The organism is Pseudolysinimonas kribbensis (assembly GCF_039531715.1).
GTDB lineage: Bacteria > Actinomycetota > Actinomycetes > Actinomycetales > Microbacteriaceae > Pseudolysinimonas > Pseudolysinimonas kribbensis.
Map to the genome: position 1 here is coordinate 435,260 of NZ_BAAAQO010000004.1, position 26,656 is coordinate 461,915.

The following is a 26,656-nucleotide window of genomic DNA, read 5'->3' on the forward strand; positions in this document are numbered from 1 at the left end:
GCTCAGGCTAGCGAGTCAGGCAGGCGCTCCGTGACCATCGCTCACCGTCGGTGTGGGCGTCGTGGGGGTCGGCTCGGCGCCCAGTTGAAGGCCCCCGTTGCTGTTCGCCCCCATGGTCATCACCTCGAGCCAGTGCCGGTTCAGTTCGAGGTTGCGGCCGCCGTCGTACTCGAAGAACAGCGGGATGTCGGGAGCGATCCAGGCGGCGCTGTGGGCGTCGTCGGAGCCGCCTTTCCAGTTGAGGAAGAACCCTTCGCCACGGCGCAGCTTATTCGCGATGACCGCCTGCAGGTGGGCCATGGCGCGATCGTCCAGCTCGATCGGCGTGCCGTGGCCGCCGTAGAGGATCCTGCCCACGCGATGACTGTACTGGGCGCCCCGCGCGCGGCGGCCGAGGCGCTGGGCATTGACTGGAGGTGCGGCCCGGCTCGGGCATCCCGGAGTAGGCCGGGAGCATGCCAGGACAACGCAACCGGGCGCTCAAGAAGCCCGACATGTATGAGGAACTCCGCAAGGAGGGCAACAGCAAGGAGAAGGCCGCGCGCATCTCCAACGCCGCCGCCCGCGACGGCAAGAAGGCCGTGGGGCGCCGCGGCGGCGAGTCAGGGTCGTACGACGACTGGACCGTGCCGGAGCTGCGCAAGCGCGCCAAGGAGCTCGGCCGCCACGGCTACTCCGGCAAGCCCAAGAAGGAGCTCATCTCCCTCCTCCGCGACGGCGACTGAGTTCGCGAGTGACCAAAATGGGCGGGCGCGAACTGTTCGCACCCGCCCATTTTGGTCACTCGCGATTCGGCGCCTAGGCGGACTTCTTCTTCGCGGCCGGCTTCTTCTTCAGGGCCGGCTTGGCGCGCTTCTCGTCGACGGAGCGGCGAAGCGCCTCCATGAGGTCGAGCACCTCGCCGCCGCCCTCGGTCTCGCGCCCGAAGGTCGCCTCGGTGTCGATCGTGTCGCCCTGCTCGAGCTTCGCCTCCACGAGGGTGCGCAGCTGCTCCTGGTAGTCGTCGGTGAACTTCTCGGGCTGGAAGTCGCTCGCGAAGCTGTCGACGAGCTGGCGCGACATCTTCATCTCGGCGTCGGTGATCCGCGGGGTCTCGTCGAGCTCGGGGAATCGCGCCTCGCGCACCTCGTCGTCCCAGAGCAGCGTCTGCATGGTGAGCACGCCATCCCGCACCCGGAGCGCCGCGAGCCGCGTGCGCTGGCGCAGCGCGAACTGCACGATCGCGGTGCGGTCGGTGTCCTCGAGGGTGCGCATGAGCAGCACGTACGCCTTGTTCGACTTCGAGTCGGGCGCGAGGTAGTAGCTCTTCTCGAACATGATCGGGTCGATCTGATCGGTGGGCACGAACTCGACGACGTCGATGTCCTTCGACCGCTCGGCGGGCAGCGACTTCAGGTCGTCGTCGGTCAGGATCACCGTGTCGTCGCCGTCGACGTACGCCTTGGCGATGTGCTCGTAGTCGACCGTCTCGCCGTCGATCTCGCACACGCGCTTGTACCGGATGCGGCCGCCGTCCTTGTCGTGCACCTGGTGCAACGGCACGTCGTGGTCTTCGATCGCGGAATACAGCTTCACCGGCACGTTCACGAGCCCGAAGCTCAGCGAGCCCTTCCAGATCGACCTCATGCTGAGCATTCTCCCCGGCGATGTGGACGGTGTACACCCCTGTGGTTAGCGTCAACTCATGGCGAAGGACTCCGAACAGTTCGTCTCGGTCGGCGGGCACCGTCTGCGCCTGACCAACCTCGACAAGGTCATGTACCCCGAGACGGGCACGACCAAGGGCGAGGTCATCGACTACTACTCGCGCGTCGCCGAGTACCTCATCCCGCACGCGGCCGACCGGCCCGCGACCCGCAAGCGCTGGGTGAGCGGCGTCGACGGTCCGATGTTCTTCGAGAAGAACATGCCGGATGGCGCACCCGACTGGGTGAAGGTGCGCAGCATCCAGCACAAGGACCACGTCAACGAGTACCCGATCGTCAACGACCTCGCCACCCTGGTGTGGATCGCGCAGCAGGCAGCGCTCGAGATCCACGTGCCGCAGTGGCGGTTCGGCCGCAACGGCGCCCGCAAGAACCCGGATCGCATGGTGCTCGACCTCGACCCCGGCGAGGGCGCGGGCCTGCCCGAGTGCGTCGAGGTCGCGAAGCTCGTGCGCGGCATCCTGAAGGGCATGGGGCTGGATCCGATGCCGGTCACGAGCGGCAGCAAGGGCATCCACCTCTATGCCGCCCTCGACGGATTGCAGTCCAGCGACCAGGTGAGCGCGGTCGCGAAGGAGCTCGCGCGGGCGCTGGAGGCCGACCACCCCGACCTCGTCGTGAGCGACATGAAGAAGGCCGTGCGCGGCGGCAAGGTGCTGCTCGACTGGAGCCAGAACAACGGGTCTAAGACCACGATCGTGCCGTATTCGCTGCGCGGGCGGGCGCATCCGACCGTCGCGGCGCCGCGCACGTGGGCGGAGCTGAGCCGCCCGGAACTGCGGCATCTCGAGTTCCACGAAGTGCTCGAGCGGCTGAAGAAACGCGGCGACCCGCTCGCCGACTTATCGGTGGGCAGCCTCGACGAGTCGCTCGGGCAGTACCGCTCGATGCGCAACAGGAGCGTCACGCCGGAGCCGTTCGGCGACGTGCCCGGCAGCGACCCGAGCTGGAAGCCGGACCCCGCGAACCCGCACTTCGTCATCCAGGAGCATCACGCCAGCCGACTCCACTACGACTTCCGCCTGGAGCGCGACGGCGTGCTCGTGAGCTGGGCGGTGCCGAAGGGCGTGCCGACCGACCCGAAGCAGAACCACCTCGCGGTGCACGTCGAGGACCACCCCTTCGACTACGGCACCTTCGAGGGAAGCATTCCGAAAGGGGAATACGGCGCGGGCGAGGTCGCGATCTGGGACCGCGGCCGGTACAGCCTCGAGAAGTGGCGCGACGGCACCGAGGGCGATGGCAAGGGCCAGGGCCAGAAGGCAGAGCAGGGCGAGGTGATCCTCACCATCCACGGCGAGAAGCACGGCTCGCACCGGCTCGCGCTCATCCAGACCAGCACCGGCGACGACGCCAAGAACTGGATGCTGCACCTCATGAAGGACCAGGATCCGGTCGACTGGGATGCCGAGGGCGGCCCCGAGAACGTGCGCACCGGGGAGAAGTGGCACGGCCACCGCTCCGTGCCGTCCGGCCGCAAGGGACTCACGCGCGGCAAGACGGTCATCGGCGGCCGCTCGAGTGCGAACACCATCGCGCCCATGCTCGCGACCCTCGGCTCGGCGCAGGAGTTCCAGGGCGGGCGCGACTGGACGTACGAGATGAAGTGGGACGGCATCCGGGCGGTCGCCACGATCCAGGGCGACGAGGTGACGCTGCGCACCCGCAACGGCCTCGACGTGACCGGCAGCTACCCGGAGCTCGCCGAGACGCTGCGCGAGGCCGTGCACGGCGCCGCGACGCTCGACGGCGAGATCGTCGCGCTCGACGCGAAGGGACGGCCGAGCTTCGGCCTGCTCCAGCAGCGCATGGGACTCAGCAAACCGGGCGACGTCGAGCGCGCTCGCGGGCGCACGCCGGTGAAGTACTTCGTCTTCGACGTGCTCGACGACCCGAAGCAGCCATACGCCGAGCGCCGGGCGCGCCTGGAGCGGGAGGTGCACGACACCGGTCCGATCGTCGTGCCCCCGGATGCCGGCACCGACCTGAAGAAGGCCCTCGCAACGAGCGCCAAGCTCGGCCTCGAGGGCATCATGGCCAAGCGCCTGGACAGCCCGTACCGGGTCGGCAAACGCAGCCGCGACTGGATCAAGCTCAAGCACCACAAGACCCAGGAGGTCGTCATCGGCGGCTGGCGCCCCGGCAACGGCGCCCGCGCGAGCACGGTCGGCTCGCTGCTGCTCGGCGTCAAGGACGGCGACACGTTCCGGTACGTCGGCCGGGTCGGCACGGGCTTCGCCGACCGCGAGCTGCAGCAGCTGCGGGCGCGCCTGGATCGGATCGAGCGCAAGACCAGCCCGCTCGAGGGCGTGCCCGCCGCCGACGCGCGCGACGTGCACTGGGTCACGCCGAGCCTCGTCGGCGAGGTGGAGTACGCCGAACTCACCACCGACGGCCGGCTGCGGCAGCCGAGCTGGCGCGGGTGGCGCACCGACAAGGATCCGGATCAGGTGGTGCGCGAGTTCGCCTGATGCCGGCTCCGCGACCGCAGGGCGACGCTCGTCCCGCGCCAGAGCAGCACGGCGAGCACGGCCCCGCCGAGCGCCACCAGCACGACGAGGGCAACCGGGAAGGCGGGTCCGATCGGTGCCGCCGGATGCGCGCTCACGGTGAGCGGAAGCCGGGCGATCGCGATACCGGCCTCCAGGATCGTGAGGGTCGCGGGCCCGGACCTCACGAGCGGCATGGCGAAGACGAGTCGCTGCGGCGTGGAGGCGGTGTCGAGGCCCACCGGCCGCGATCCGACGCGCACGACGAGCCCGCGCAGGTCGCGATCCGTGAGGCCCTGCGCGGCGATGACCGTGCGTTGCCCGACCACCGCGTGCGGATCGGTCAGACGGAAGGCCGCGCCGGTGGCGACGACCGAACCGCGCAGCTGGATCCATCCGGTCGAGACGCCCGGCGCACGCAGCATGAGCGCCCGCCGGTATTCGGCGGCGAGCGATGCGACCGGCCGGGGTCCGGTGATGGAGCAGGCGATCGAGTCCCCCGGCTCGACGATCCCGTCGCGGCATGATCCGTGCACCTGCACCGGCAGGTCCCCGACGTTGCGCATGACGTAACGGACGCTGCTGAGCGTGGTGGCCGGGAGCCGGAACCGACCCCCGTCGGGGATCCGCTGCCAGCTGCCGGCGGCATCCCGAGCCTCCAGTCCGGTGCTGAAGCGGAACACGCCCCCGGTGATCCACCCCTGCTCGACGTACGGGCGCTCACCGGGCCGGTCGACCGTGAGCGTCAGCGCGTTGACGCCGCTGCCGACCGCCAGGCGGAAGATGCAGTTGATCGGGTCGGGCGTGGTCTCCGCGACGCAGGCCGCGGGCTGCTGCCCGCCGACGGCCTGCGCATCGACGAGGGTCGCCGTGAATGGCTCCGGCGCGTTGCTGCGCAGGTCGATGAGCGCATTGATCGTGGTCGACGGCTGCTCGGGACCGATCTGCGCGTACCCGGGTCGGTTGGGGTCGGTCAGCGAGACCGCCTCGCCCCAGTTGTTGACCCACAGTCGCACCGTCGCGCCGGCCGCCGTCGGTGTATCGGGAAGCGCCGGCCCGGCGCCCGCCGAGAGCGCCGCGAGCGCGAACAGGAGCACCGCGGCGATCGGGAGCATGGTCAGGGCGTGGGCAGATGGATGACCCCGGTCATCGCCTCGAGCCCGCTCAGCCGCTCGGGCGAGAGCACCTTGCGCACCTGCTCCTGCGACATGAGACCGGAGTCGACGACGAGGTCGGCGATCGAGGCGTTCGTCGTCAGGGCGGTGTGCGCGAGCGACGCGGCGGCGGCGTAGCCGATGTAGGGCGTGAGGGCCGTGACGACGCCCACGCTCGTCTCGACCTCGCGCGCTAGCCGCGCCGTGTTGGCGGTGATGCCGTCGATGCAGTTGACGCGCAGTGTGCGGCACGCGTTCGTCATCCACGACAGCGACTGCAGGATGCTGTGCGCGATGACCGGCTCGAACGCGTTCAACTGCAGCTGGCCGGCCTCCGCGGCGGCGGTGACGGTCGCATCCGCCCCGATGACGCTGAAGGCGACCTGGTTCACGACCTCCGGGATCACCGGATTCACCTTGCCCGGCATGATGCTCGACCCCGCCTGCCGCGCCGGCAGCGAGATCTCGCCGAGACCGGCCTGCGGGCCGGAGGAGAGCAGTCGCAGGTCGTTGCAGATCTTGCTGAGCTTGACGGCGGCGCGCTTGAGCGTGCCGCTCAGGGTCATGAAGATGCCCGCGTCGCTCGTGGCCTCGATCAGGTCGGGCGCGGTCTCCTGCGGGATGCCGCTGAGGTCCTCGAGGTGACGCCGCACGGCCTCGGCGTAGCGCGGGTCGGCGGTGATGCCGGTGCCGATCGCGGTGGCACCGAGGTTGATCTCGTTGAGCCACGGGATCACCTCCGACAGCCGGTCGAAGTCCTCCTGCAGCGTGTGCGAGAACCCGCTGAACTCCTGGCCGAGCGTCATCGGCACGGCGTCCTGCAGCTGGGTTCGGCCGACCTTGAGCACGGCGGCGAACTCGGCGCCCTTGCGCGCGAAGCTCGTCGTCAGCAGCGCGTGCTCCTCGAGCAGCCGCTGCAGTCCGAGCACCATCGCGAGCTTGATGGCCGTCGGGTACACGTCGTTGGTCGACTGGCTGCGGTTGACGTCGTCGATCGGATGCAGCGCCGAGTACGTGCCGAACGGCAGCCCCATCGCCTCGAGCCCCGCGTTGGCGATGACCTCGTTCGTGTTCATGTTGGTGCTGGTGCCCGCGCCGCCCTGGATGGCGCCGACGACGAACTGGTCGTGCAGCTCCCCCGCGACGATCCGCTCGCACACGGCGTCGATCACGTCGGCCTTCGCCGCCTCGAGCACGCCCAGGTCGCGGTTCGCGCGCACGGCCGCCTGCTTGACCAGGGCCAACCCCCGCACGAGGTCGGGATAGTTGCTGATGGAGCGTCGCGTGATCGGGAAGTTCACGAGCGCGCGCGCGGTGTGGATGCCCCAGTAGACCCCGGCGGGGATCTCCATGGAGCCGAGGGAGTCGGTCTCGGTCCTTGTGGGGCCGTCGCCGTTCAGCAGGTCGGACGCTTCGTCGGGTCCGGTGGTGGTCACCATGCCCCTACTTCACCACGTCGCGCCGTGCCGCGGCGCCGCAGAGCGGATGAACGTTGCGGATGCGGTGGATCAGAGTCCGGGATGCAGGACGGGCACGACGAGCCAGATGCCCCCGAGCACGAGCACACCGCAGAGCACGAACATGAGCACCGCCAACGGCCGGCGCCAGCGCTCCTTGCCGTCGTTCAGGCGCAGGCCCACGGAGAACAGCGTCATGAGCGCCGCGGCTGTCACGAGCGCCGCGACCACGACGGTGACGAAGGCGAGCCAGTTGATGCTCACGCGGCGGCCGCCTTCTTCTTGCGGCGCTTGGGCTTGACGAAGACGCCGGGGTCGGGTGCCGAGAACTGGGCCGCGTGGATGCGGTTGCGGCGCGCGAGCAGGAAGATCACGAGCACGATGGCCCCGCCGACGACCACGTCGATCGCGACGCCGATCGGTCCGAGCCCGGCCAGGAAGGCGGCGAGCGCGCCGATCACGCCGGCGACCGGGATGGTCACGACCCAGCCCAGCGCGATCCGGCCCGCCGTGCGCCAGCGCACCGAGGCTCCCTTGCGGCCGATCCCGGTGCCGATCACGGAGCCCGACGCGACCTGCGTCGTGGAGAGGGCGAAACCGAGGTGCGTGGAGGCGAGGATCGTCGCCGTCGTCGCGGCCTCCGCGGCGAACCCCTGCGCGGGCTCGATGTCGGTGATGTCGCGGCCGAGCGTCTTGATGATCCGCCAGCCGCCGCTGTAGGTGCCCGCGGCGATCGCGACCGCGCAGGCGCAGATGACCCACAGCTCCGGGCCGCTGCCGACCGGCTGGAACCCGCCGGCGATGAGCGCGAGCGTGATGACGCCCATCGTCTTCTGGGCGTCGTTCGTGCCGTGGGCGAGCGACACGAGCGACGACGTGAAGATCTGGCCGACCTTGAATCCGTCGCGCTCGCGCTTGCGGGTGACCCCGAACGCGATCTTGGTGGCGATGTACGACACGAGTCCCGCCGTGAACGGTGCGAGCACCGCCGGGATCAGCACCTTCGTGATGAGCACGCCGCCGTCGACGGCGCCGAACCCGGCTCCGACGATCGCGGCGCCGATGAGCCCGCCGAACAGGGCGTGGCTGGACGACGAGGGCAAGCCGAGCAACCAGGTCACGAGGTTCCACAGGATCGCGCCGATGAGCCCCGCGAGGATGAACACCGGCGTGATCTGCACCCCGCCGTGCCCCTCGCGGATCAGCCCTCCCGAGATGGTCTGCGCCACGGTGGTGCTGAGGAACGCCCCGACCAGGTTGAGCACCGCGGCGATCGCCACGGCGACCTTGGGCGAGAGCGCCCCCGTCGCGATGGGGGTCGCCATGGCGTTGGCCGTGTCGTGGAATCCGTTGGTGAAATCGAAGAAGAGCGCCAGCGCGATGACCAGCACGACGGTGAGGGTGACGTCCACTGCGCGCGAGTCTAAGCGCCCCGCGGCCCTCGTCGGAATGCCTCCCGTCGTTCCGCGGCCCGGCCCGTGGACGAGCGCCCCCAGCACGGGGGAATGTCGCCTCGTCACCACCGGCCCGTAGCGTGAGCGCGGGGGTATGACATGCACTCATATCGGGTGCTGGGAATCATCGCGCTGGGTGCGATCGTGTTGGCGGCGATCTGCTTCACCGCCGTGGACATCACGATCGACAGCGCCAATGGATGCCTCGGCGTGCGACGGATCTGCAGCGAGCATCAGGTGCCGTCGACCGCGGTCGGCTACGCGGCCCTCGGCGTGCTCTCTCTGCTGATCTCGACCCTGTTCGCGGCCGGCTGGCTGATCGGGATGCTGCGCCATCCCGAGCCGGACGAGCCGCTCCCGCGCGTCCGGCTGCTGCCCCGGGTGGTCGAGGAGGAGCTGTGACGATCGTCACCGGGACCCCCGGCGGCGCGCACTGCGCAGGCGTCGGCTGCGAGCACGATCCGTACGCCGTGGCCGTGCCGGCTCCCCTCGACGCACCGCGGCATCGTCGCGCCGACCTGGCGCGGCACCTGCCGGCTCAGCCGCCGAGCCGGCCGACCTCGAGCACCCGGAGGACCGGCACGCCCTGATCGGCGGAGGCCTCCAGGTCGACGGATGCCGTGATCCCCCAGTCGTGATCGCCCGCCGGGTCGGCGAGCACCTGCCGCACCCGCCAGGTTCCGGGCTCGCCCTCGGGGTGCTCGTCGACCTGCACCATCCGCGCGCTCCGCGCGTCGGCGTCGGTGCGCAGGTCGTCGTGCTCGGCGTAGTAGCCGTCGAGCGCCTCGGGCCATCCGGCGTCAGGGTCGAGCGCGACGAGCTCGTCGTCGCGCTGCAGCGCCGCGAGGCGCACCCGGCGCCACAGCTCGTTGCGCACCAAGATGGCGAACGCCCTGGGGTTGAACCCGTCGAGACCAGCCACGTCGGAGGCGCCGCGCGACGGGGCGGCAGGCTCGCCCAGCGGGTTGCTCAGCGCCTCCCACTCCTCCAGCAGCGACGAGTCGGTCTGCCGCACGAGCTCGCCGAGCCAGTCGATCAGGTCCTGCAGCTCGGGGGTGCGGGCATCCTCCGGGATCGTCTGCCGCGCCGCGCGGTACGCGTCGGAGAGGTAGCGCAGCACGAGCCCCTCGCTGCGCCCGAGCTGGTAGTAGGCGACGAACTCGGGGAAGGTGAACGCCTTCTCCCACAGGTCGCGCACGACCGACTTGGGCGAGAGCTCGAAGTCGTGTACCCAGGGCTGACTCGCGGCGAACGTCTCGAACGTCTGCTCCAGGAGGTCGGCGAGCGGCTTCGGCCAGGTCACGTCCTCGAGCAGCTCCATGCGCTGGTCGTACTCGATGCCCTCGGCCTTCATCGCGGCCACGGCCTCGCCGCGCGCCCGGAACTGCTGCTGGGCGAGCACCGGCCGCGGATCGTCGAGGGTCGCCTCGAGCACGGAGATCATGTCGAGCGGGTACTCGGACGACGCCGGGTCGAGCAGCTCGAACGCGGCGAGCGCGAACGGCGAGAGCGGCTGATTGAGGGCGAAGTCCTCGGGCAGGTCGACCGCGAGCGAGATGACGGCCGTGCCGTCGAATCCGCCGCCCTGCTGCTGCACGACACCGGCGGTGCGCAGCGTGCGATACAGCTGGATCGCGCGGCGGGCGAGCTCGCGCCGGCGCGGCACCGGTTCGTGGTTGTCGAACACGAGGGCGCGCACGTCGGTGAACGGGTCGCCGTGCCGACGGCCGATGACGTTGATCATCATCGCCGCCGTCATGCGCATCGACGGGGCGAGCGTCTCCGGCACGGCCGCGATGAGCCGCTCGAACGACGCCGGCCCCCACGAGACGAAACCCTCGGGGGCGCGCTTCTTCGGCCCCTGCTTCTTGTTGCGGGCCTCCGCCTTCGCGGCCGCGATGGCGTTCTCGATCTCGTGCTCCGGCGCCTCGGCCACGACCTCGCCCTCGGTGTCGAAGCCGGCGCGACCCGCCCGCCCCGCCACCTGATGGAACTCGCGGGCGGTGAGCTGCCGCATCCGGGTGCCGTCGAACTTGGTGAGCCCGGTCAGCAGCACGGTGCGGATCGGCACGTTGATGCCGACGCCGAGCGTGTCGGTGCCGCAGATCACACGCAGCAGGCCGCGCTGCGCGAGCTGCTCGACGAGCCGGCGGTACTTGGGGAGCATGCCGGCGTGGTGCACGCCGATGCCGGCCCGGATGAGCCGCGACAGCACGTTGCCGAAGCCGGGGGCGAACCGGAATCCGGCGATCTCGTCGGCGATCCGGTCGCGCTGCTCGCGCGTGGCGACCTTCGCGGAGAGCAGCGCCTGCGCCCGCTCGACGGCGGCGGCCTGCGAGAAGTGCACGACGTACACCGGCGCGAGCCCGTCGCGCAGCAGCTCGTCGATGGTCTCGTGGATGGGCGTGATCACGTAGCGGTAGCGCAGCGGCACCGGCCGCTCGACCCCGGTCACCTGCGCCACCTCGAGGCCGGTGCGGCGCTCGAGGTCGTCCGCAATCGCCGTGACGTCGCCGAGGGTGGCCGACATGAGCACGAACCGCGCGCGGTTCAGCTGCAGCAGCGGCACCTGCCAGGCCCAGCCGCGATCCGGGTCGGCGTAGAAGTGGAACTCGTCCATGACGACGACCTCGTCGACGTGCCCCTCCTCGCCGTGCCGCAGGGCACGGTTGGCGAGGATCTCGGCCGTGCAGCACAGGATGGGCGCCTCGGGGTTGACCGACGAGTCGCCCGTGATCATGCCGACGTTGGCCGGGCCGAAGATGTCGACGAGCTGGAAGAACTTCTCGCTGACGAGCGCCTTGATCGGCGCCGTGTACCAGGATCGCCGACCCTGGGCGAGCGCCGCCGCGTGCGCCGCGACCGCCACGAGCGACTTGCCGGTGCCGGTGGGCGTCGAGAGCACCAGATGCCGGTCGAGCACGAGCTCGAGCACCGCCTCCTCCTGCGCGGGGTACAGCGGCAGGCCCTGCTCGCGGGCCCAGTCGTCGAACGCGCCGACGAAGGCATCCGGATCCCACGGGTCCGGCAGCACGTCGATCAGCATCCGAGAAGTCTCTCGTGCTCGCGCCTCAGCCCGTGAAAGGGGGCGGACAGAACGGGTATCTTACGTCGCGCCGTCCCCGTAGAATCCGTGAGGACGCCGAGTCTCGGCGTGTCGCGTGTCGAGCAACGAGGAGGCGTTCGTGGCCGACGACGACGTCCGCGTGCCCGCGGGCTGGTATCCCGATCCTCTCGGGCTGCCCCAGCTGCGCTGGTGGGACAACCACGCCTGGACCGAGCACGTCTCCGACGCCCGGCAGCCGATGGTCGTGCCCGAGACCGCGGCCCCGACGGCCACCGCGACGTCGCTGCCCTACGCCGATCCGGCGGACGAGCCCGACGAGGCGGCCGACGAGCGGACCGTCCAACTCAGCCGGCGCGCGCGCCGCGAGCGCGAGCGGCTCGCCGACGAGCCCGACGACCGCCTGCCGCGCGACGGGCTCGCGTTCGGCGACCCGTCGCTCGAGCTGGAGGCGGCCGAGCGCGGTCAGATGTCGGTCAGCGAGCCCTCGCCCGCCGCGCGGCTCGCCGCCACGGGCCTCGCCCAGGAGGCGCCCTCCGGGGTCTCCTACGACCTCGGCAGCCGATTCGACGATCTGCTCGGCGAGCCGGCGTCGCCGCGTTCCGCGTTCGCGCATGCGGGCGCGTCGGCGGCGGCGTTCGTGCCGGAGAGCGCTCCGGAACCGGATGCCGCCCCGCTGCGAGCGCGCAGCGCCCACCGGGCCGAGTCCGACGTCCGGCTCGGCACCGCGGCCGTGTGGATCATGACGCTGCTGCCGCTGTACATGCTCATGGTCGGCCTCGTGCTGCTGCTCGCCGGGGGCAGCACCGACCAGTCGATCGTCGCCCTCGCCGCGATGTTCGGGGTGACCTGGGTCGCCGGGCTGGTGCTCGCGATCCTCGACTACGCGCTCCTGCGCCGCCAGGGTCTGCAGGCGCCGGCGAGCTGGGCGTGGGCGCTGCCCGGGGTGCTCGTCTACCTCGTCGCCCGCCTGATGCGCACGGTGCGCGAGACCGGCACCGGCTTCGGCCCGCTGCTGACGTTCCTCGTGCTCGGCGGATTCCTGATCGGCGGCGTGCTCGCGGTGCCCGGGCTCGTGATGCAGCTCGCGCCCACGACGTTCTCGCAGCAGGCCGAGCTGGCGGTCGAGGGCGACGCGTCGGTCATCGGGGCCGACGTGCGGGTGGACTGCCCGACGGTGCCGCCGCTGCTCGTGCAGCAGACGATGGTGTGCGACGCGCAGAAGTCCGGGGGCTCGGGGCAGCGCTTCCAGGTGACGGTGAGCCTGCAGCGTCAGAACGGCTGGATCGACTGGCGGGTCGACGACTGGGGCGTCTTCACCAGCTGACCGACACCCCGAACGGGGACGGCGGCGCCACGCGCGCGGATCCGTAGACTCACAGCGCACCGAGGGGAAGGGACGGCGGATGACCGATCAGGCGATCCGCGTGACGCCCGCCGGGTGGTACGAGGATCCCGCGGACGCCGCGCTGGTGCGCTGGTGGAACGGCGTCGCCTGGACCGAGCACACGAATCCGAAGCCGGGGCTCGATCCGTCAGCGTCGGGGTCGACCGCGGCGGTCGCGCCCGCCGTCGTGGCCGAGCCGGTGTCGGCGGCCGAACCCGTGTCGGCGGCGGAACCCGTGTCGGCGGCCGAGGTCGCGCCGACGGCCCAGACCCCGCCCCCGCTCACCCGCCGCGAGGCGATCGCCGCCGAGGGCGGACGGCAGGCGCCGGATGCCGGCCGCAGCGCGACCGGGGTGGCCTGGCTGATCGCACTCCTGCCGGTCATCACGTTCGTGATCGTGATCGCCGGCCTGTACGTGTTCGCGTATGTGGCCCCGAGCCCGTGGGTCGCGCTCGCGGCGGCGCTGCCTTACCTCCTGGGACTGCTCTGGGCGGTCTCCGACAGCCGCCAGCTCGCGGCCCGCCGCTTCACCCCGCCGAGCGCGCTGTGGGCGCTGCTCACGCCGCTCGGCTACCTCATCGCCCGCCGGCTCCGGGTGCCCGGCACCGGGCCGCTGGTGCTCTTCGCCGTCACCGCCGTGGCCGCGGTCGCCGCCCCGCTGCTGTTCTGGGTCTCGGGCGCGTCGACGGTCGTCACCGTGCCGGTGCGCGTGCAGCACGCCGCCCAGACGCAACTGGTCGACTCCGGCCGGCTGAGCTCGGTGAGCTGCCCGCCGGTGCTGGGGTCGCTCGCCCCCGGCACGCTCTTCACCTGCGACGCGGTGACGAACGACGGTCACCCGACCCAGGTCTGGGTCAGCATCGACTCGCCCGACGGCACCTTCAGCATCGCCCCTTCGATCGCCCACGGAGCGTCCTGAGAGACCGCTGAACGGGAATGCGTCGTCCGGGCCGCGCCCGTACCCTGACGGGATGGTTGGACGACACCGCGCCTCCGCGCGCGATCGCGAGGCGATCGACTACCCCGCGGGCATCCCGAACGGCGGCAGCACGGGCCACGGCCGCCGGGAGCACCTCGTCGACCCGGGCGCCCGGATCTCCGACGACACGAACGTCACCGTCGACATGGAGGCGATGCACTCGCATCCGCAGGTCGAGCGCTCGCCGGCCCGCCCCGAGGAGCTCGTGCGCTACGGACGCGTCGGCGACGGGACCGAGCTCGAGTAGGCGCGGATTCCGCGCACGTCGCCGGCAGGTGCGAGGCTGGGCGTGATGCGACTGCTCCTCATCCGCCACGGCCAGACACCGTCGAACGTCATCGGCTCGCTCGACACGGCCGCGCCCGGGCCCGGGCTGACCGCCCTCGGGCTCGAGCAGGCCGCGGCGGTGCCCACCGCCCTGCAGAACGAGGCGGTCGACGGGGTCTACGCCTCGATCCTGACCCGCACCCGGCTGACGTCGCTGCCGCTCACCCGAGCGCTCGACCTGCCGCCCGCGAGGGTGCTGCCCGGCATCCACGAGATCGAGGCCGGCGAGCTCGAGCAGCACACCGATCGCGAGTCGGTGAAGCGCTACATGGAGACCGCCTGGGCGTGGGGGCTCGGCGATCTGGCGCCTCGGATGCCGGGGGCGGGCGACGGCAACGCCTTCTTCGCGAGGTTCGACGAGAGCATCGCCATGATCGCGAGCACCCACCGCCGGCGGACCGCCGTCGCGTTCAGCCATGCCGCCGCGATCCGCGTCTGGTGCGCCGCGCGCGCCCAGAACCTGCCGCCGGAGTACGCCGCGTTCACCGCGCTCGACAACACGGCCGCGGTCGTGCTCGAGGGCGATCCCGACGCCGGCTGGAACGTGGAGAGCTGGGGCGGTCAGCCCGTGGGCGGCCTCGAGCTGCAGGACCCGCGGGCCGACGACGTCACGGGCGAGCCCCTCGACGAGGCCGAGCGGATCGAGTAGCGCCGACCCGCGCTATCTCCCCTTCAGGTCCTTCCGCAGGATCTTGCCCGACGACGACTTGGGCACCGCGTCGATGAACGCGACCGCCCGCACCTTCTTGTGCGGCGCGACGTGCTCGGCGACGAACGCCATCACACGGTCCTCGTCCAGCTCCGCGCCCTCGCGCCGCACGACGAACGCCTTCGGGATCTCCCCCGACTCCTCGTCCGCCGCGGCTACCACCGCGGCATCGTCGATGTCGGGATGCGTCAGCAGCAGCGCCTCGAGCTCGGCCGGCGGCACCTGGTAGCCCTTGTACTTGATGAGCTCCTTCAGCCGGTCGACGATCTGGAAGCTGCCGTCCGGGTTGATGAGGGCGATGTCGCCGGTATGCAGGTAGCCGTCGGCGTCGACGGTGCGGGCCGTCGACTCCGGGTCGTCGAGGTAGCCGAGCATGACGTTCGGCCCGCGCAGCCAGAGCTCGCCGCTGCGGCTCGGACCGTCGGGCGAGGCCTCGATCTCCTCGCCGGAGTCGACGTCGATGATCCGGCCCTCCTGGTTGGGGATCAGCACGCCGACCGACCCCACCGACATCGTGCCGACCTGCCCCGCGGGGATCACGTGCGAGACGGGGCTGAGCTCGCTCATCCCGTACCCCTGCTGCATCGTGATGCCGAGCCGCGTCGCGACCGCATTGCCGAGGGCCTCGTCGAAGGGCGCGGCGCCCGACATCATGCCGCGCAGGCTCGACAGATCGAACTGGTCGACGATCGGGTGCTTGGCGAGCGCGACGGCGACCGGCGGGGCGATGAACACGAAGGTGATCTTCTGGTCCTGGATGAGCTGCAGGAACTGCTGCAGGTCGAACCGCGGCATCGTGACGAGCGCCGCGCGGCGCTTCAGCGCGATGTTCAGCAGCACGGTCATGCCGTAGATGTGGAAGAACGGGAGGAATGCGAGCACCCGGTCGTCGGGCCGGATGTCGAGCAGCTCCGGCGTGCACTGCACGACGTTCGCGACCAGGTTGCGATGGCTCAGCTGCACCCCCTTGGGGAAGCCGGTCGTGCCCGACGAGTACGGGATCGCCGCCACGCGGGTGGCCGGGTCGATCGTCACGTCGGGCGCGGCGTGGCCCTCCCGCAGCAGGTCGGCGAGGCCGGGTGACCCGTCGAGCACGATGACCGACTCGGGCCGAAGCCCGGCTCCGGCGGCGGCGGCCGTCGCGGTCTCGGCGAGCGGGCCCACGGTGAACACGAGCTTCGCGTGCGACGCCTCGAGCTGGCGCTGCATCTCCTGCGCCGTGTACAGCGCGTTGACCGTCGTCGCGGCGGCTCCGGCGCGCAGGATGCCGTGGAACACGGTCGCGAACGCCGGCACGTTGGGTGCGTGCAGCGCCACGACCTCCCCCGGCGCGATCCCGCGGGCGGCGAGCGCACCCGCCAACAGCTCGATCTGGCGCTTCAGTGCACCGTAGGTGGTCTCGGCCCCCGACGGTCCGTCGACGAGGGCGACGCGCCGGGCATCGGCGTCGCTCAGGTCGCCGAACAGGAAGTCGAAGACGGATTGGTCGGGGATCGTCTCGTCGGGAAAGGGGCTGCGGAACGTCATGCGATCTCCTTCGATCGGGTGCCGCCAGCCTCCCGCCACCCTGGGCATTGGCGCAATGGTCCCGTCCGGGGGTTGTCGCGCCGCGCCGCCGGGGCGACGGTGGAGGACACGGAAGGGACCACCATGAGCGACATTCCGCACCCGCGCACCCACGACATCGACTTCCACCGCGAACACGACGACATGACCGAGGACGTCGGGCCCGACCTGCAGTCGGGCGACGACCTCGGCACCGGCGCGATCGTCGGCGGCCCCGAGGTCGACGACGAGAAGCCGGACGACGGCGCCGGGGCGGAGGCGCCGTGATGTCGGACTACCCCGAGAGCATCGAGCCGGACGCCATCGATCCGGACTTCCCGCCGACGCCCGGCTCGCCGCCCGACCCCGGTGTCCCGGGGCCCGACCCCGGCGCCCCGCAGCCCGACGGCCCGTCGATCAACCCGCCGGGCCCGATCGACCCCGTCGAGCCGGACTCTCCCCCGGCCGGCCCCGACCCGACACCGGACGAGCCGACCTTCCCCGCGAAGGACGGCGCGCCCTTCGACGACACCGACCCCAACCCGCCGACGGAGCAGTTCATCCCCGGCTCGTTCAACTGACGGGCGCGTTCACCCGACCGGCTCGTTCACCCGAAGGAGGTCTCCCGATGTCCGATACCCAGAGCGACGCCGACCTCGCCGCGTCGCAGTTCGACGACGCGAAGCGCAGCATCGACAGCGTCGAGCAGTCGGCCCTGCCGGGTGCGGAGCCCAGCGATATCGACGACCGGCCGGCGCTCGACGTGGATCCCGGCGACGCCGGTCCCGTGCAGGAGGACGACGACCTGCCCGAGCCCGACGAGCACCAGGGCGAGAACGACGACGACGAGTGACGACGACCACCCGACACGACCGCGAGCCGAAGGAGCAGCGATGACCGACACCACGCCCGAACCGCACGACGCCCAGCGCCGCGAGAACGACGCCGCCGAGGCCGAGGAGAAGCGCCTCGATCAGGAGACGCCAGACGCCCTCAACACCTTGAGCGAGACCGCCCGGCAGTTCCTGAACGATCCCGACATGGACGCCGTGCGCGGCTCCGACCTGCCCGACGACACGAGCGGCGAGGAACCGCCGCAGGACGGCGACCCCGGCCGCTGAGCCGCGGGCGCCCGCTCAGTCGCGCTGGAACCAGGGCGGGTAGACCGCGACCTTGGGCACGTGCCCGCCGACCTCGCGCAGGATGTCGCGCACGCGATCCCGCATCGGCTCGTGCGGCACGCCGATGAGCGCGACCCCGGAGAAGGGGAACGGGTTCGGCGCGAGCAGCTCGCCCGTCGCGTAGCCCGCGTCGAGCGCGCGCATGCGGCGCAGCTGCTGGGTGCCGGCCTCCATGCCGAACGCGAACCGGGTGGCGGGTGCCGCGGCGTCGCCGTCGGCGAGCACGACGTCGTCGCCGGCCGCACGCGCGTCGGCGACGAGCACGACGAAGTCCGTCGGGCGGGTGGCGCGGGCGGCATCCGACCAGTGCGCGCCGGCCGCTCCGTCGCGCAGCTCGCGCCAGCGCTCCGCGTCGGGGCTCAGATAGAACGGCACACGGTCGGCGACCACGCCCCCGCCGGCGAGCGGGGCGCTCTCACGCATCTCCCGCGCGAGGGCGCTGCTGACGTCGACCTCCGGCTCCGCGTCGACCCGCAGCGCGCCGTCGATCGCGATCATCTCGAGATTGCGGATGTGGGTGACGTGGTAGATCCGCTGCGCGCTCAGCAGCACGGGCGGCGCCGTCGCCACCCGCGGAGCCCCGGCGGTGCGGCTCGCGGCGGGGGCACGCGTCGCCCGCGGCGCGCGCGTCGCCGCCGTCCGCGGAGCGGATGCCGGAGCGCTGCGGGGGTAGCAGATGTCGCAGAGACCCTCGTCGAAACCATGGATGCACTCGGCCATCGGCATCCACGCTACGTCAGGTTCGGGGGAGCCGGCCGGCGCGCGGCGCGATCAGCCGGCGCGCACACCCCGCACCAGGAGGTCCATGAGGCGCGCGGCACGGGCGGGGTCGGCGGGTGAGGCGACCGTGATCCCGACGAGTGCCGTGACGATGTCGTCGGCATCCACGTCGGGAAGCAGCGACCCGTCGGCCGCCCCGCGGTCCAGGATGATGCGCACGCCCGCCGCGAGCCGCTCCCGGGTCTGCTCGACCCGGCCCTCGCCATGCAGCACGGAGCGCAGGGCGTCGATCATCGCGCGCTTGCCGGCCATGCGCTCGGCGAAGCGGTCCATCCAGGCCCGCAGCGCGTCCGGCGGGGCGAGGTGAGCGGCCAGCTCCGCGGCGGCGTCGGCGACGCGCGCCAGGTCGTCCTCGTACACCGCGGCCGCGAGGTCCTCGGCCGTCGGGAAGTGCCGGTAGAGGGTGCCGACGCCCACCCCCGCCTCCCGCGCGACGGCCTCCGGGCCGTGCGGGCGCGCTGGGTCGGCGAACACCCGCTTCGCCGCCTCGACGAGGCGGGCGCGGTTGCGCACGGCGTCGGCGCGATCGGCCAATACGGAAGTCCTTCCGGTTAAGTGCTACCGTCGAAGAGGAATGGATTCCGTTTTACCAGAAGGAGACCCGGATGTCCGCTTCCCCCGCCATCTCCCCCACGTTCCCGCTCGCCGGCCGCGACGTCGGCCGCGTCGGATACGGCGCGATGCAACTCACCGCGGGGCAGCAGCCCGACCGGCGGGCAGGGCGCGACCTGCTGCGGCAGTTGATCGCCATGGGCGTGCGGCACCTCGACACCGCCCAGTTCTACGACGGGGTCAACGACCTCATCCGGGAGGCGCTTCACCCCTACGGCGACGACCTCGTGCTGGCGACCAAGGTCGGCGCCGTCGGCGGGGAGGGAGCGCTGCGGGCCGCGCAGCGGCCGACCGAGCTGCGCGAGCAGGTGGAGGACAACCTGAGCACCCTCGGCATCGAACGCCTCGGCCTGGTCTACCTCCGGCGCACCGACCGCCGACCCGGCATCGTCGGCGAGGGCGACCAGGTGGTGCAGCTCGACGACCAGCTGGCCGAGCTCGCCGCGCTGCGCGACGAGGGCAAGCTCGACGCCATCGGGCTCTCCGCGGTGACGCTCGAGCAGCTGCGCCGTGCGCTGCCGGTCGGGATCGGCGCGGTGCAGAACGCGTACAACCTCGCCGACCGCACCCGCGAACCCGAGCTCGAGCTCGCGGCCGCGAACGGCGTGGCATGGGTGCCGTTCTTCCCCCTCGGCAGCGCCTGGAGCGCACGCGCCGACATCCCGGACTTCGGTCGCCTGATGACGGTGACATCGCTGCCGGAGGTGACGTCGGCAGCCGAGCGGCTCGGCACGACGCCGGCGCAGGTGGCGCTCGCGTGGCTGCTCCAGCATCGCGAGAACGTGCTGCTCATCCCCGGCACCCGCAGCGCCGCGCACGCCGCCGAGAACCTCGCCGCCGCCTCGCTCGACCTGCCGGCCGACATCCTGGATCGGCTCGACGCCGTCCCGGCGCCCGGCCGGGCGCGGCGGCCCTGACTCAGACCAGCACGACAAGCCGGCGCGCGGCCATCAGTCCCGTGACCGTGAACGCGACGAGCATGAGCAGGATCGCCAGGAGCGGCACGGTCCACGCCCCCGTGGCGTCGTGCAGCGCGCCCACGAAGGTGGGGCCGACCGCCCCGATCGCGTAGCCGATCCCCTGCACCGCGCCGGAGCGCGACGCGACCACGCGCTGCCCCCCGCCGAGGCCGACGATCATGCTGAAGACGAGCGTGATCCCGGCTCCCTGGCCGACGCCGCCGAGCACGCACCACAGCCACCACAGGTCGGGCGTGATGAGGAATCCGATCGGCACGACCGCCCAGCACGCCATGCACACGGCGACGCCGACGACCATGTTGGCCCGGGCGATGGCGACCGGCACGAGCAGGGCGCCGGCCGCCCCGAACAGCTGGAACACCCCCGTGATGTCGCCGGAGATCGTCGCCGGGTAGCCGTGGTCGTGCAGCAGCGTCGGCAGCCACGCGCTCACCGCGAAGAACCCGAACGACTGGCTCCCGAACGCGACGACGAGCAGCCAGGTGGTCGACGAGCGCAGCGTCGAGGGTGCGCGCGGCTCGTCGGGGTCCGGGGCGGCGGGGCGGGTGGGGGTGAGGGTCGCCCGGATGCCGTGGGTCGCCGCCCACACGGCGAGCGCGGCGACGCCGAACGCGCCCCACACGACCAGCGCGCCCTGCCATCCCAGCGACGGCGCGAGCGGGGCGGTGCCGACGACCGCCGTGGTCGCCCCGATGTTGATCGCCGCCGTGTACACCGCGGTCATCAGGTGCACCCGGTGCGGGGGGTACTCGTGGGCGATGATCACCGGGATGATCACGTTGCCGATCGTGATCGCCACCCCGAGCAGCGCCGTCCCGGCGAGCGCGAACCCGAGTCCGCCGGCGGAGCGCACGAGGCACGCGACAACGACGCCCGCGAGGCACAACGTGAGCGCGAACTCGGCGCCGAACCGGCGCGAGAGCCACACGGCCAGCGGCGAGCTGACCGAGAACAGCAGCACCGGGATCGTCGTCAGCAGGCCCACGACGCCGGCTCCCACCTGCAGGTCGTGGGCGATCGTGTGCGCCACCGGCCCCACCGACACGAGGGGCGCGCGGATCGTCGCGGCCGCGAGCACGACGGCGATCGTGAGCAGCGCGAGGCGCCCGCGACGGACGGGGATCGTGGCGGGTGTCATCCCCCTCAGTCTGGCAGCGCCGCGCCCTCCCCTTGAGCGGGTCGAGCAGCCGCCCCGGGCGGCGTATCGAGGCCTCCCCCGCGCTCGCCCTCCAGCAGCTCCGTGACCTTCGCCAGCTGCGCCCCCATGGCATCCAGCCGCTCCCGCAGGTCGTCGTCGGAGCGCTCCGCCTTCTCCAGCTGCGTGTCGACCCGGCTGCCCACCTGGTCGATCAGCCAGGTCGCCATCGTCGCCGCGGTCACGCCGACGAGCGCGACGCCGCCGACCATGAGACCGACGGCGACGATCCGTCCCACGAGGGTCACCGGGTAGTAGTCGCCGTATCCGACGCTCGTGATCGTGGTGGCCGCCCACCACCATGCGTCGCCGATGCTGTGGATGTTGGCCGCGCGGTGGTTCTGCTCGGCGTCGAGCACGGCGAGGGCGGCGAGGTAGGTGATGAGCGTCGCACCGCCGAACGCGTAGACGAGCACCCGCCCGCGCAGGTGGCGCTCGGCGGCACGATGCGTGATCCGGAGCACGAACAGCAGGCGCAGCAGTCGCAGCGGTCGCAGCACCGGCAGCACGAGGATCGCCAGCTCGTGCAGGTTGCGCACGAACCACCACCCGCGGCGCTCGGCGAGCACGAGGTTGACGACGTAGTCGGCGGCGAACAGCACCCACGTCGCCCAGATGGCGATGTCGTACGGGCGGGCGGCCGCCCCGTGCAGGTCGTCGATCACCTCGATCGAATACGCCACGACGAACACGACGCCGATCGCCACGAGTGGCCACTCGGAGTACGTGCGCCACGCGGTGGCGGTCAGGCGCCGCGAGGGCTCTTCGGTCGTGCTCATGACGTGGAGACTAGGGCGTTCTCGCCCCTCGGCGGTGTCGGTGGCCGGGCCTATTTTCGAGGCGACGACGAAAGGAAACACCATGGTGGACATGCGGATCGAGCTCGTCTTCGTGCCGGTCTCGGACATCGACCGCGCCCTCGACTTCTACGCCGGGATCGGCTGGAACGTGGACTTCGATCAGACCGTGAGCGACGAGATCCGGTTCATCCAGATGACGCCGCCGTCCTCGGCGTGCTCGATCGCGTTCGGCCGCGGCCTCGCCGAGGGCGAGCCGGGGTCGCTGCGCGGCGTGCAGCTCGTCGTGCGCGACGCGGCCGCGTCGCTCGAGATGCTCCGGTCGAAGGGCGTCGACGCCGACGACGTGCAGGAGCTGCCGTGGGGCAAATTCGTGACGTTCCGCGACCCCGACGGCAACGCGTTCACGCTGCAGGAGCTGCCGGAGTGGTCACGCGGGTATGCGAACCGGCCGGAGAACTAGCCTCGACGGGTGGCGATCACCGACCCCGACTATCCGGTGCCATCCCGGCTGACGACCGACGAGTTCGTGCTGCGCCCGATCCGCCCGACCGACGCCCTGGCCGACTTCGAGGCCGTGATGGAGACGCGCGAGCACCTGCGCCTCTGGGAGCAGTCCGCGTGGCCGGCCGACGACTTCACGGTCGAGGGCAACCGCGACGACCTCGTCGGCCTCGAGGAGCGCCACGACGCGCACTACGCATACACGTATACGGTCGTCGACCCGGCGGGCGCCGAGGCGCTCGGGTGCGTGTACGTCTTCCCGACCGGCGCGAAGTTCCTGGCCCGATCGGAGGTGACCCCGCTCGGCGACGAGCGGTGGTCGGACGTCGAGGCGGTCGTCTACCTCTGGGTGCGACGCTCCCGGATGGACGCGGGGCTCGACGCGCGCCTGCTCCCCGCCCTGCGCTCCTGGTTCGCCGACGAGTGGAAGCTGTCGCGCGTCGTGTTCGTCACGAACGAGCGGTTCGAGCAGCAGGTCGCCCTCATCGAGCGCACCGACCTGCGGCGCCGGTTCGAGCTGCGGGAGCCCGGCAAGGCGGGCACGTACCTCGTCTACGGCTGAGGATTTCCCCGCCGCCACCCATCCCGCCGTCGTATCGTGGCCGCATGCGCACCTCCTCCGCCGGATTCGATCTGCCCGGCTTCGATCTCCACGCCGCGGTCGACGGTCTGCGCGAGGCGTTCGCGCCCCGCGAGGCCGGCCGCGACATCCGGGCCGCCATCCTCACCGAGCTGCTGGCCGAGCCGATGCACGGATACCAGCTCATCCAGGCGATCCAGGCGCGCTCCGGCGGCGCCTGGACGCCCACGCCCGGCACCGTCTACCCCACGCTGCAGCTGCTCGCCGACGAGGGCCTCGTCACCGCGACCCAGACGGGCGAGCGCAAGGTCTACGCCCTGACCGATGCAGGTCGTGAGCAGGCGACCGTGGCGAGCGCCGAGTCGAGCGGGCCGCGCCGTCGTTTCGACCCGGAGCGCGACCTCGCCCTGCCGAAGGCGGGCGCGAAGCTCGCGCAGGCGATGTCGGGCTTCGGCCCGAGCGCCAGCTCGGAGCAGACCGAGCGCGCGGTCGCGATCATCGACGAGGCGCGCCGCAAGCTCTACGCGATCCTCGCCGAGGACTGACGGGATGCCGCCGCGAAGCGGCAGCCCCACGGCATCCACCGCGTCACCCGCCTCCCGCGCGCGCTACCGGCGCATCATGCGCTTCGCCGGCCGCACGCTGACGCAGCTGTGGTGGTTCGAGCTGGTGCTGCCCGTGCTCGGCCTGCGCGGACTCGCGGCGCGCGGCCGCACGGCGCGCCTGCAGCGCCTGGCCCGCCGCTTCCACGTGCTCGCGGCCGATCTCGGCGGGCTCATGATCAAGGTCGGCCAGTTCATGTCGTCGCGCCTCGACGTGCTGCCCCCCGAGGTCACGAAGGAGCTCGAGGGCCTGCAGGACGAGGTGGCGGCCGAGCCGTTCGAGGCGATCCGCGCGGCGGCCGAAGCGGAGCTCGGGATGCCGCTCGACGTCGCCTACGCCTCGTTCGATCCGACGCCGATCGCCGCGGCATCTCTCGGCCAGGCCCACCGCGCACGCCTGACGCCTGCGATTGGCGCCGACGTCGGCCTGATGGATGTCGTGGTCAAGGTGCAGCGCCCCGGCATCGAGGAGGTCGTGGCGGTCGATCTGGCCGCCCTGCGTCGCGTCGCCCGCTGGCTCATGCGGGTGCGCGTCGTGCGCAAGCGCGCCGACGTTCCGGAGCTCGTCGAGGAGTTCGCGTCGACGAGCCTGCAGGAGATCGACTACCTCCACGAGGCCGCGAACGCCGAGCGCTTCGACGCCGATTTCGCATCCGATCCGCGGGTCACCGCGCCGCTCGTCGTCTGGGAGCGCACCTCGCTGCGCGTGCTGACCCTCTCGGATGTCACGGCCATCAAGGTCACCGACGTGGCGGCGCTGGAGGCGGCGGGCATCTCCCCCGCCGCCGTGGCCGACGAGCTGGCCCGCGTGACGTTCCAGCAGATCTTCGTGCACGGCTTCTTCCACGCCGATCCGCACCCGGGCAACATCTTCGTCACCCCGGTCACCGATCCCGGCGGACCCGGCGAACCGCCGTGGCGCCTCACCTTCGTCGACTTCGGGATGATGGGCGAGATCCCCGACACGCTCCGCGCGGGCCTCCGCGACTTCATCCTCGCCGCCGTCGGACGCGACAGCCGCGGCCTCGTCACCGCCCTCGAGCGCCTCCACGTGCTCATCTCGGCCACCGACACCGACGAGCTCGAGCACGCCATGACCGCCCTGTTCGCCCGCTTCGGCGGCATGGGAATCGCCGAGCTCCAGCGCGTCGACCCGCGCGAGCTCGAGGCGTTCGCCCGCCAGTTCGGCGAGACGATCCGCGCCCTTCCGTTCCAGCTGCCCGAGAACTTCCTCCTGCTCCTGCGCACCATCTCCCTCGTCTCCGGCGACACCAGCGCACTCAATCCGGAGTTCAACATGTGGGATGCCGTCGACCCCTTCGCGCGCGACATCCTCAGCCCCAGCGGCATCGACTCCGTGCGCGCCCTCGGAAAACAGGCCGTCTCCTACGCCACGACACTCGCGCGCCTCCCCCGCCGCATCGACGAACTCGCCGAACGCATCGACCGCGGTCAGGTCGCGGTGCGCACCCCCGACGTGGACCGCCGCCTCGGCTCGCTCGAGCGCACCATCGGCCGCGCCGTCTCGGCGGTGGTGTTCGCGACGCTGCTGTTCGCGGGCGTGCTGCTGATGCCGACGGTTCCGGTGCTCGGGTGGGTGCTCATGGGCGCGTCGGTGCTACCCCTGTTGCACGTCGCCCTGACGTGGCGGGGTCGGTGACCGCATCTCTTGCGACTAGAGTTGTGCTCGCGCTACTGTAGTTGCATCAATGCAACTCAAGTAGCAAGGGTAGTCCATGGACCTCGAATCACCCCTGCGCACGATCGCCTCGCCGGTCGAAGCCGAAGTGCTGCGGGTACTCGCCGGAGCCGCGACCGAATTCAGCGCGGCTCAAGTGCAGCGGATTGCGGCATCCGGGTCTCCGTTCGGAGTGCGCAAGGCGCTGATCCGGTTGGCGGCCGCCGGGCTCGTGAACTCCCATCGGCACGGGTCGGCCCAGACCTGGAGCGCGAACCGGCAGCACGTACTGTGGCCGGCCATCGAAGCCGCCGCCAACGCGCGCACCGTTCTGCGCGACCGCATCCAGCGACACGTGGAACAGCAGGAGGGCGTTGCCGCCTACCTTTATGGCTCGTTCGCGCGCCGCGAGTCGTCGCCGGAGTCCGATGTCGATGTACTCCTGGTCTTTCCCGATGGCCACGACAGAGAACAGATCGTCGACGTCGCCGATGCCCTCAGCACCAGCATCCAGACCTGGACCGGCAACCACGGGCAGATCTACAGTGTCACCCGATCCGAACTAGCCGACATGGTGCGCCGCGGCGACTCGATCGTTCCGTCGCTACGTGCTGACGCGGTCCCGCTCGTCGGCCCCGAATTCGCTCGACTGCTTCTCGGCCTCGGGCTCGGCGCGCGTGGCTAAGAAGTCGGCGACGTCCCCTCTGAGCAACGGCGAGGCGCGAGCCCGATTGGGCGAGGCGCGCGCCTACCTCGAGGCGGCGGAGCTGTACGCATCGAGTGACTCTGCTGCTGAGCGCAAGGTATCGGGCTCCAACTCGATCCTCGCCGGCATCGCAGCGGCCGACGCCATCTGCGGCCTCCTCCTCGGCGAGCGAAGCTCAGGCGAAGACCATGGCCAGGCGGTAGACCTGCTGACCCGAGCCTTGAGTCCGGCGAAGAAGGCGCCGAACAGCTTGAGACGCTTGCTCTCCGAGAAGACGCCGGTCCAATACGGTGTGCACCCGGTCTCCGCCGCCGATGCGGCTCAGCTCGCGAAGTGGGCGCGCGACCTCGTGAACGAGGCGATCCAGCGAGCTCGCTGACTCAACCACGTCTGTCGTCGACGCTGAGCTACGGCATCCGGAATCTTTTCCTTGTAAACGCCTGGCACGGCGCCCTCACCACCGGCGACCAACGTACGGTCGATGACATGGCCGATCGAAGGGCGGGCGTCGGCAGGCTCATCTCCGGGGCCGTCGGCATGATCGTCTTCAGCGCCATGGCGGGGGTGCTCGTGGCGCTGCTGGCGCTTCCCGCGATCGCGGTCGGCGGCGTGACAACGAGCAACACGGTCGGCGTCTTCGACTCGCTGCCCGAGTACATCGAGCTGAGCCAGCAGCACGAGGCCAACGAGGTGCTGGCCAAGAATCCCGACGGCTCCGACTTCCACATCGCGACCCTCTACGACCAGAACCGGCAGTCGCTGCCGCTGGA

At 71.5% G+C, this 26,656-nt stretch carries 30 protein-coding genes and 1 pseudogene; 19 read left to right on the plus strand and 12 right to left on the minus strand.

Annotated elements, in window-relative coordinates:
• Positions 1-15: 15 nt before the first annotated feature.
• Complete coding sequence (locus ABD285_RS12705; RefSeq protein ID WP_284255226.1) at positions 16-357, minus strand: DUF7882 family protein; 342 nt, start codon at positions 355-357, stop codon at positions 16-18.
• Positions 358-455: 98 nt separating this feature from the next.
• Between ABD285_RS12705 and ABD285_RS12710 the strand changes: the two genes are divergently transcribed.
• Positions 456-725 (plus strand): DUF7218 family protein, encoded by a 270-nt coding sequence (locus ABD285_RS12710; protein ID WP_284255225.1) that lies wholly within the window; start codon positions 456-458, stop codon positions 723-725.
• A gap of 73 nt (positions 726-798) precedes the next feature.
• On the opposite strand, the gene ku is transcribed toward ABD285_RS12710, so the two are convergent.
• On the minus strand, positions 799-1,626 hold the full coding sequence (gene ku, locus ABD285_RS12715; RefSeq protein WP_284255224.1) for a non-homologous end joining protein Ku: 828 nt from the start codon (positions 1,624-1,626) through the stop codon (positions 799-801).
• A 58-nt stretch (positions 1,627-1,684) separates the two neighbouring features.
• Between ku and ABD285_RS12720 the strand changes: the two genes are divergently transcribed.
• A complete protein-coding gene (locus ABD285_RS12720) occupies positions 1,685-4,177 on the plus strand; it encodes an ATP-dependent DNA ligase (protein WP_344202867.1) in 2,493 nt (830 codons plus the stop codon).
• On the opposite strand, the gene ABD285_RS12725 is transcribed toward ABD285_RS12720, so the two are convergent.
• The 4 genes from ABD285_RS12725 to ABD285_RS12740 form a co-directional block, all read right to left on the minus strand.
• Positions 4,153-5,310 (minus strand): hypothetical protein, encoded by a 1,158-nt coding sequence (locus ABD285_RS12725; RefSeq protein ID WP_284255223.1) that lies wholly within the window; start codon positions 5,308-5,310, stop codon positions 4,153-4,155. The two genes, ABD285_RS12720 and ABD285_RS12725, sit on opposite strands and share 25 nt — an antisense overlap.
• A gap of 2 nt (positions 5,311-5,312) precedes the next feature.
• A complete protein-coding gene (locus tag ABD285_RS12730) occupies positions 5,313-6,788 on the minus strand; it encodes an aspartate ammonia-lyase (RefSeq protein WP_284255222.1) in 1,476 nt (491 codons plus the stop codon).
• A 69-nt stretch (positions 6,789-6,857) separates the two neighbouring features.
• The gene (locus tag ABD285_RS12735) at positions 6,858-7,070 is read right to left on the minus strand and encodes a hypothetical protein (RefSeq protein WP_284255221.1); all 213 of its coding nucleotides are present in this window, start codon (positions 7,068-7,070) and stop codon (positions 6,858-6,860) included.
• Positions 7,067-8,218 (minus strand): inorganic phosphate transporter, encoded by a 1,152-nt coding sequence (locus ABD285_RS12740; protein ID WP_344202869.1) that lies wholly within the window; start codon positions 8,216-8,218, stop codon positions 7,067-7,069. Before ABD285_RS12740 ends, ABD285_RS12735 begins: the two co-directional genes overlap by 4 nt.
• 156 nt (positions 8,219-8,374) lie before the next feature.
• On the opposite strand from ABD285_RS12740, the gene ABD285_RS12745 reads away from it, so the two are divergent.
• Complete coding sequence (locus ABD285_RS12745; protein WP_284255220.1) at positions 8,375-8,662, plus strand: hypothetical protein; 288 nt, start codon at positions 8,375-8,377, stop codon at positions 8,660-8,662.
• Between the two features lie 136 nt (positions 8,663-8,798).
• Here the strand turns inward: ABD285_RS12745 and ABD285_RS12750 are convergent, their stop codons facing one another.
• A complete protein-coding gene (locus ABD285_RS12750) occupies positions 8,799-11,306 on the minus strand; it encodes a DEAD/DEAH box helicase (RefSeq protein ID WP_284255219.1) in 2,508 nt (835 codons plus the stop codon).
• A 115-nt stretch (positions 11,307-11,421) separates the two neighbouring features.
• On the opposite strand from ABD285_RS12750, the gene ABD285_RS12755 reads away from it, so the two are divergent.
• From ABD285_RS12755 to ABD285_RS12770, 4 genes are all read left to right on the plus strand, one after another.
• Positions 11,422-12,651: a DUF2510 domain-containing protein gene (locus ABD285_RS12755; RefSeq protein WP_344202871.1), complete on the plus strand. Its 1,230-nt coding sequence runs from the start codon at positions 11,422-11,424 to the stop codon at positions 12,649-12,651.
• Between the two features lie 79 nt (positions 12,652-12,730).
• A complete protein-coding gene (locus ABD285_RS12760) occupies positions 12,731-13,630 on the plus strand; it encodes a DUF2510 domain-containing protein (protein ID WP_284255217.1) in 900 nt (299 codons plus the stop codon).
• Between the two features lie 52 nt (positions 13,631-13,682).
• The gene (locus ABD285_RS12765; protein ID WP_284255215.1) at positions 13,683-13,937 is read left to right on the plus strand and encodes a hypothetical protein; all 255 of its coding nucleotides are present in this window, start codon (positions 13,683-13,685) and stop codon (positions 13,935-13,937) included.
• A 45-nt stretch (positions 13,938-13,982) separates the two neighbouring features.
• Entirely contained in the window at positions 13,983-14,666 is a 684-nt protein-coding gene (locus ABD285_RS12770; RefSeq protein ID WP_284255748.1) for a histidine phosphatase family protein, read from the plus strand.
• Positions 14,667-14,678: 12 nt separating this feature from the next.
• On the opposite strand, the gene ABD285_RS12775 is transcribed toward ABD285_RS12770, so the two are convergent.
• Positions 14,679-16,253 (minus strand): AMP-binding protein, encoded by a 1,575-nt coding sequence (locus ABD285_RS12775; protein WP_344202874.1) that lies wholly within the window; start codon positions 16,251-16,253, stop codon positions 14,679-14,681.
• 123 nt (positions 16,254-16,376) lie between these two features.
• Here ABD285_RS12775 and ABD285_RS12780 point away from each other — a divergent pair, with 123 nt between their 5' ends.
• Genes ABD285_RS12780 through ABD285_RS12795 form a run of 4 tightly spaced genes read left to right on the plus strand, consistent with a single transcriptional unit; the run spans position 16,377 to position 17,392 of the window.
• Positions 16,377-16,559: a hypothetical protein gene (locus ABD285_RS12780; protein ID WP_284255214.1), complete on the plus strand. Its 183-nt coding sequence runs from the start codon at positions 16,377-16,379 to the stop codon at positions 16,557-16,559.
• The gene (locus tag ABD285_RS12785) at positions 16,559-16,852 is read left to right on the plus strand and encodes a hypothetical protein (RefSeq protein WP_344202876.1); all 294 of its coding nucleotides are present in this window, start codon (positions 16,559-16,561) and stop codon (positions 16,850-16,852) included. Before ABD285_RS12780 ends, ABD285_RS12785 begins: the two co-directional genes overlap by 1 nt.
• Positions 16,853-16,899: 47 nt before the next feature.
• Positions 16,900-17,124 (plus strand): hypothetical protein, encoded by a 225-nt coding sequence (locus tag ABD285_RS12790; RefSeq protein WP_284255213.1) that lies wholly within the window; start codon positions 16,900-16,902, stop codon positions 17,122-17,124.
• A gap of 40 nt (positions 17,125-17,164) precedes the next feature.
• On the plus strand, positions 17,165-17,392 hold the full coding sequence (locus tag ABD285_RS12795) for a hypothetical protein (protein ID WP_284255212.1): 228 nt from the start codon (positions 17,165-17,167) through the stop codon (positions 17,390-17,392).
• A 15-nt stretch (positions 17,393-17,407) separates the two neighbouring features.
• Here ABD285_RS12795 and ABD285_RS12800 read toward each other — a convergent pair whose 3' ends face one another.
• Both ABD285_RS12800 and ABD285_RS12805 read right to left on the minus strand, forming a co-directional pair.
• Positions 17,408-18,172, minus strand: coding sequence for a DarT ssDNA thymidine ADP-ribosyltransferase family protein (locus ABD285_RS12800; RefSeq protein ID WP_284255211.1), 765 nt, complete (start codon positions 18,170-18,172; stop codon positions 17,408-17,410).
• A gap of 51 nt (positions 18,173-18,223) precedes the next feature.
• Positions 18,224-18,766 (minus strand): TetR/AcrR family transcriptional regulator, encoded by a 543-nt coding sequence (locus ABD285_RS12805; RefSeq protein ID WP_284255210.1) that lies wholly within the window; start codon positions 18,764-18,766, stop codon positions 18,224-18,226.
• Positions 18,767-18,837: 71 nt separating this feature from the next.
• Here ABD285_RS12805 and ABD285_RS12810 point away from each other — a divergent pair, with 71 nt between their 5' ends.
• Positions 18,838-19,761: an aldo/keto reductase gene (locus ABD285_RS12810; protein ID WP_344202879.1), complete on the plus strand. Its 924-nt coding sequence runs from the start codon at positions 18,838-18,840 to the stop codon at positions 19,759-19,761.
• Between the two features lies 1 nt (position 19,762).
• Here ABD285_RS12810 and ABD285_RS12815 read toward each other — a convergent pair whose 3' ends face one another.
• A complete protein-coding gene (locus ABD285_RS12815) occupies positions 19,763-20,962 on the minus strand; it encodes an MFS transporter (RefSeq protein ID WP_344202881.1) in 1,200 nt (399 codons plus the stop codon).
• Positions 20,963-20,967: 5 nt separating this feature from the next.
• Complete coding sequence (locus ABD285_RS12820; protein ID WP_344202883.1) at positions 20,968-21,798, minus strand: potassium channel family protein; 831 nt, start codon at positions 21,796-21,798, stop codon at positions 20,968-20,970.
• Between the two features lie 85 nt (positions 21,799-21,883).
• Here ABD285_RS12820 and ABD285_RS12825 point away from each other — a divergent pair, with 85 nt between their 5' ends.
• The 7 genes and pseudogenes from ABD285_RS12825 to ABD285_RS12855 all read left to right on the plus strand — a co-directional run.
• A complete protein-coding gene (locus tag ABD285_RS12825) occupies positions 21,884-22,279 on the plus strand; it encodes a VOC family protein (RefSeq protein ID WP_284255746.1) in 396 nt (131 codons plus the stop codon).
• Positions 22,280-22,288: 9 nt separating this feature from the next.
• Entirely contained in the window at positions 22,289-22,882 is a 594-nt protein-coding gene (locus tag ABD285_RS12830) for a GNAT family N-acetyltransferase (protein ID WP_284255203.1), read from the plus strand.
• A 44-nt stretch (positions 22,883-22,926) separates the two neighbouring features.
• On the plus strand, positions 22,927-23,445 hold the full coding sequence (locus ABD285_RS12835) for a PadR family transcriptional regulator (RefSeq protein ID WP_284255202.1): 519 nt from the start codon (positions 22,927-22,929) through the stop codon (positions 23,443-23,445).
• 4 nt (positions 23,446-23,449) lie between these two features.
• Positions 23,450-25,162, plus strand: coding sequence for an ABC1 kinase family protein (locus ABD285_RS12840; protein ID WP_344202885.1), 1,713 nt, complete (start codon positions 23,450-23,452; stop codon positions 25,160-25,162).
• Positions 25,163-25,238: 76 nt separating this feature from the next.
• Positions 25,239-25,865, plus strand: a complete 627-nt coding sequence (locus ABD285_RS12845) for a nucleotidyltransferase family protein (protein WP_284255201.1) — start codon at positions 25,239-25,241, stop codon at positions 25,863-25,865.
• On the plus strand, positions 25,858-26,265 hold the full coding sequence (locus tag ABD285_RS12850; RefSeq protein ID WP_284255200.1) for a hypothetical protein: 408 nt from the start codon (positions 25,858-25,860) through the stop codon (positions 26,263-26,265). Before ABD285_RS12845 ends, ABD285_RS12850 begins: the two co-directional genes overlap by 8 nt.
• Positions 26,266-26,372: 107 nt before the next feature.
• Positions 26,373-26,656, plus strand: a pseudogene (locus ABD285_RS12855) (transglycosylase domain-containing protein); the annotation flags it as partial.

Bases quoted from the DNA above. Each gene is read 5' to 3' on its own strand.
- ABD285_RS12750 (WP_284255219.1), bottom strand. From the start codon at position 11,306: ATGCTGATCGACGTGCTGCCGGACCCGTGGGATCCGGATGCCTTCGTC.
- ABD285_RS12800 (WP_284255211.1), bottom strand. From the start codon at position 18,172: ATGGCCGAGTGCATCCATGGTTTCGACGAGGGTCTCTGCGACATCTGC.
- ABD285_RS12815 (WP_344202881.1), bottom strand. From the start codon at position 20,962: ATGACACCCGCCACGATCCCCGTCCGTCGCGGGCGCCTCGCGCTGCTC.
- ABD285_RS12720 (WP_344202867.1), top strand. From the start codon at position 1,685: ATGGCGAAGGACTCCGAACAGTTCGTCTCGGTCGGCGGGCACCGTCTG.
- ABD285_RS12765 (WP_284255215.1), top strand. From the start codon at position 13,683: ATGGTTGGACGACACCGCGCCTCCGCGCGCGATCGCGAGGCGATCGAC.
- ABD285_RS12795 (WP_284255212.1), top strand. From the start codon at position 17,165: ATGACCGACACCACGCCCGAACCGCACGACGCCCAGCGCCGCGAGAAC.
- ABD285_RS12785 (WP_344202876.1), top strand. From the start codon at position 16,559: ATGTCGGACTACCCCGAGAGCATCGAGCCGGACGCCATCGATCCGGAC.
- ABD285_RS12840 (WP_344202885.1), top strand. From the start codon at position 23,450: ATGCCGCCGCGAAGCGGCAGCCCCACGGCATCCACCGCGTCACCCGCC.
- ABD285_RS12730 (WP_284255222.1), bottom strand. From the start codon at position 6,788: ATGGTGACCACCACCGGACCCGACGAAGCGTCCGACCTGCTGAACGGC.
- ABD285_RS12780 (WP_284255214.1), top strand. From the start codon at position 16,377: ATGAGCGACATTCCGCACCCGCGCACCCACGACATCGACTTCCACCGC.
- ABD285_RS12710 (WP_284255225.1), top strand. From the start codon at position 456: ATGCCAGGACAACGCAACCGGGCGCTCAAGAAGCCCGACATGTATGAG.
- ABD285_RS12835 (WP_284255202.1), top strand. From the start codon at position 22,927: ATGCGCACCTCCTCCGCCGGATTCGATCTGCCCGGCTTCGATCTCCAC.
- ABD285_RS12725 (WP_284255223.1), bottom strand. From the start codon at position 5,310: ATGCTCCCGATCGCCGCGGTGCTCCTGTTCGCGCTCGCGGCGCTCTCG.
- ku (WP_284255224.1), bottom strand. From the start codon at position 1,626: ATGAGGTCGATCTGGAAGGGCTCGCTGAGCTTCGGGCTCGTGAACGTG.
- ABD285_RS12845 (WP_284255201.1), top strand. From the start codon at position 25,239: ATGGACCTCGAATCACCCCTGCGCACGATCGCCTCGCCGGTCGAAGCC.
- ABD285_RS12775 (WP_344202874.1), bottom strand. From the start codon at position 16,253: ATGACGTTCCGCAGCCCCTTTCCCGACGAGACGATCCCCGACCAATCC.
- ABD285_RS12770 (WP_284255748.1), top strand. From the start codon at position 13,983: ATGCGACTGCTCCTCATCCGCCACGGCCAGACACCGTCGAACGTCATC.
- ABD285_RS12810 (WP_344202879.1), top strand. From the start codon at position 18,838: ATGTCCGCTTCCCCCGCCATCTCCCCCACGTTCCCGCTCGCCGGCCGC.
- ABD285_RS12790 (WP_284255213.1), top strand. From the start codon at position 16,900: ATGTCCGATACCCAGAGCGACGCCGACCTCGCCGCGTCGCAGTTCGAC.
- ABD285_RS12820 (WP_344202883.1), bottom strand. From the start codon at position 21,798: ATGAGCACGACCGAAGAGCCCTCGCGGCGCCTGACCGCCACCGCGTGG.
- ABD285_RS12760 (WP_284255217.1), top strand. From the start codon at position 12,731: ATGACCGATCAGGCGATCCGCGTGACGCCCGCCGGGTGGTACGAGGAT.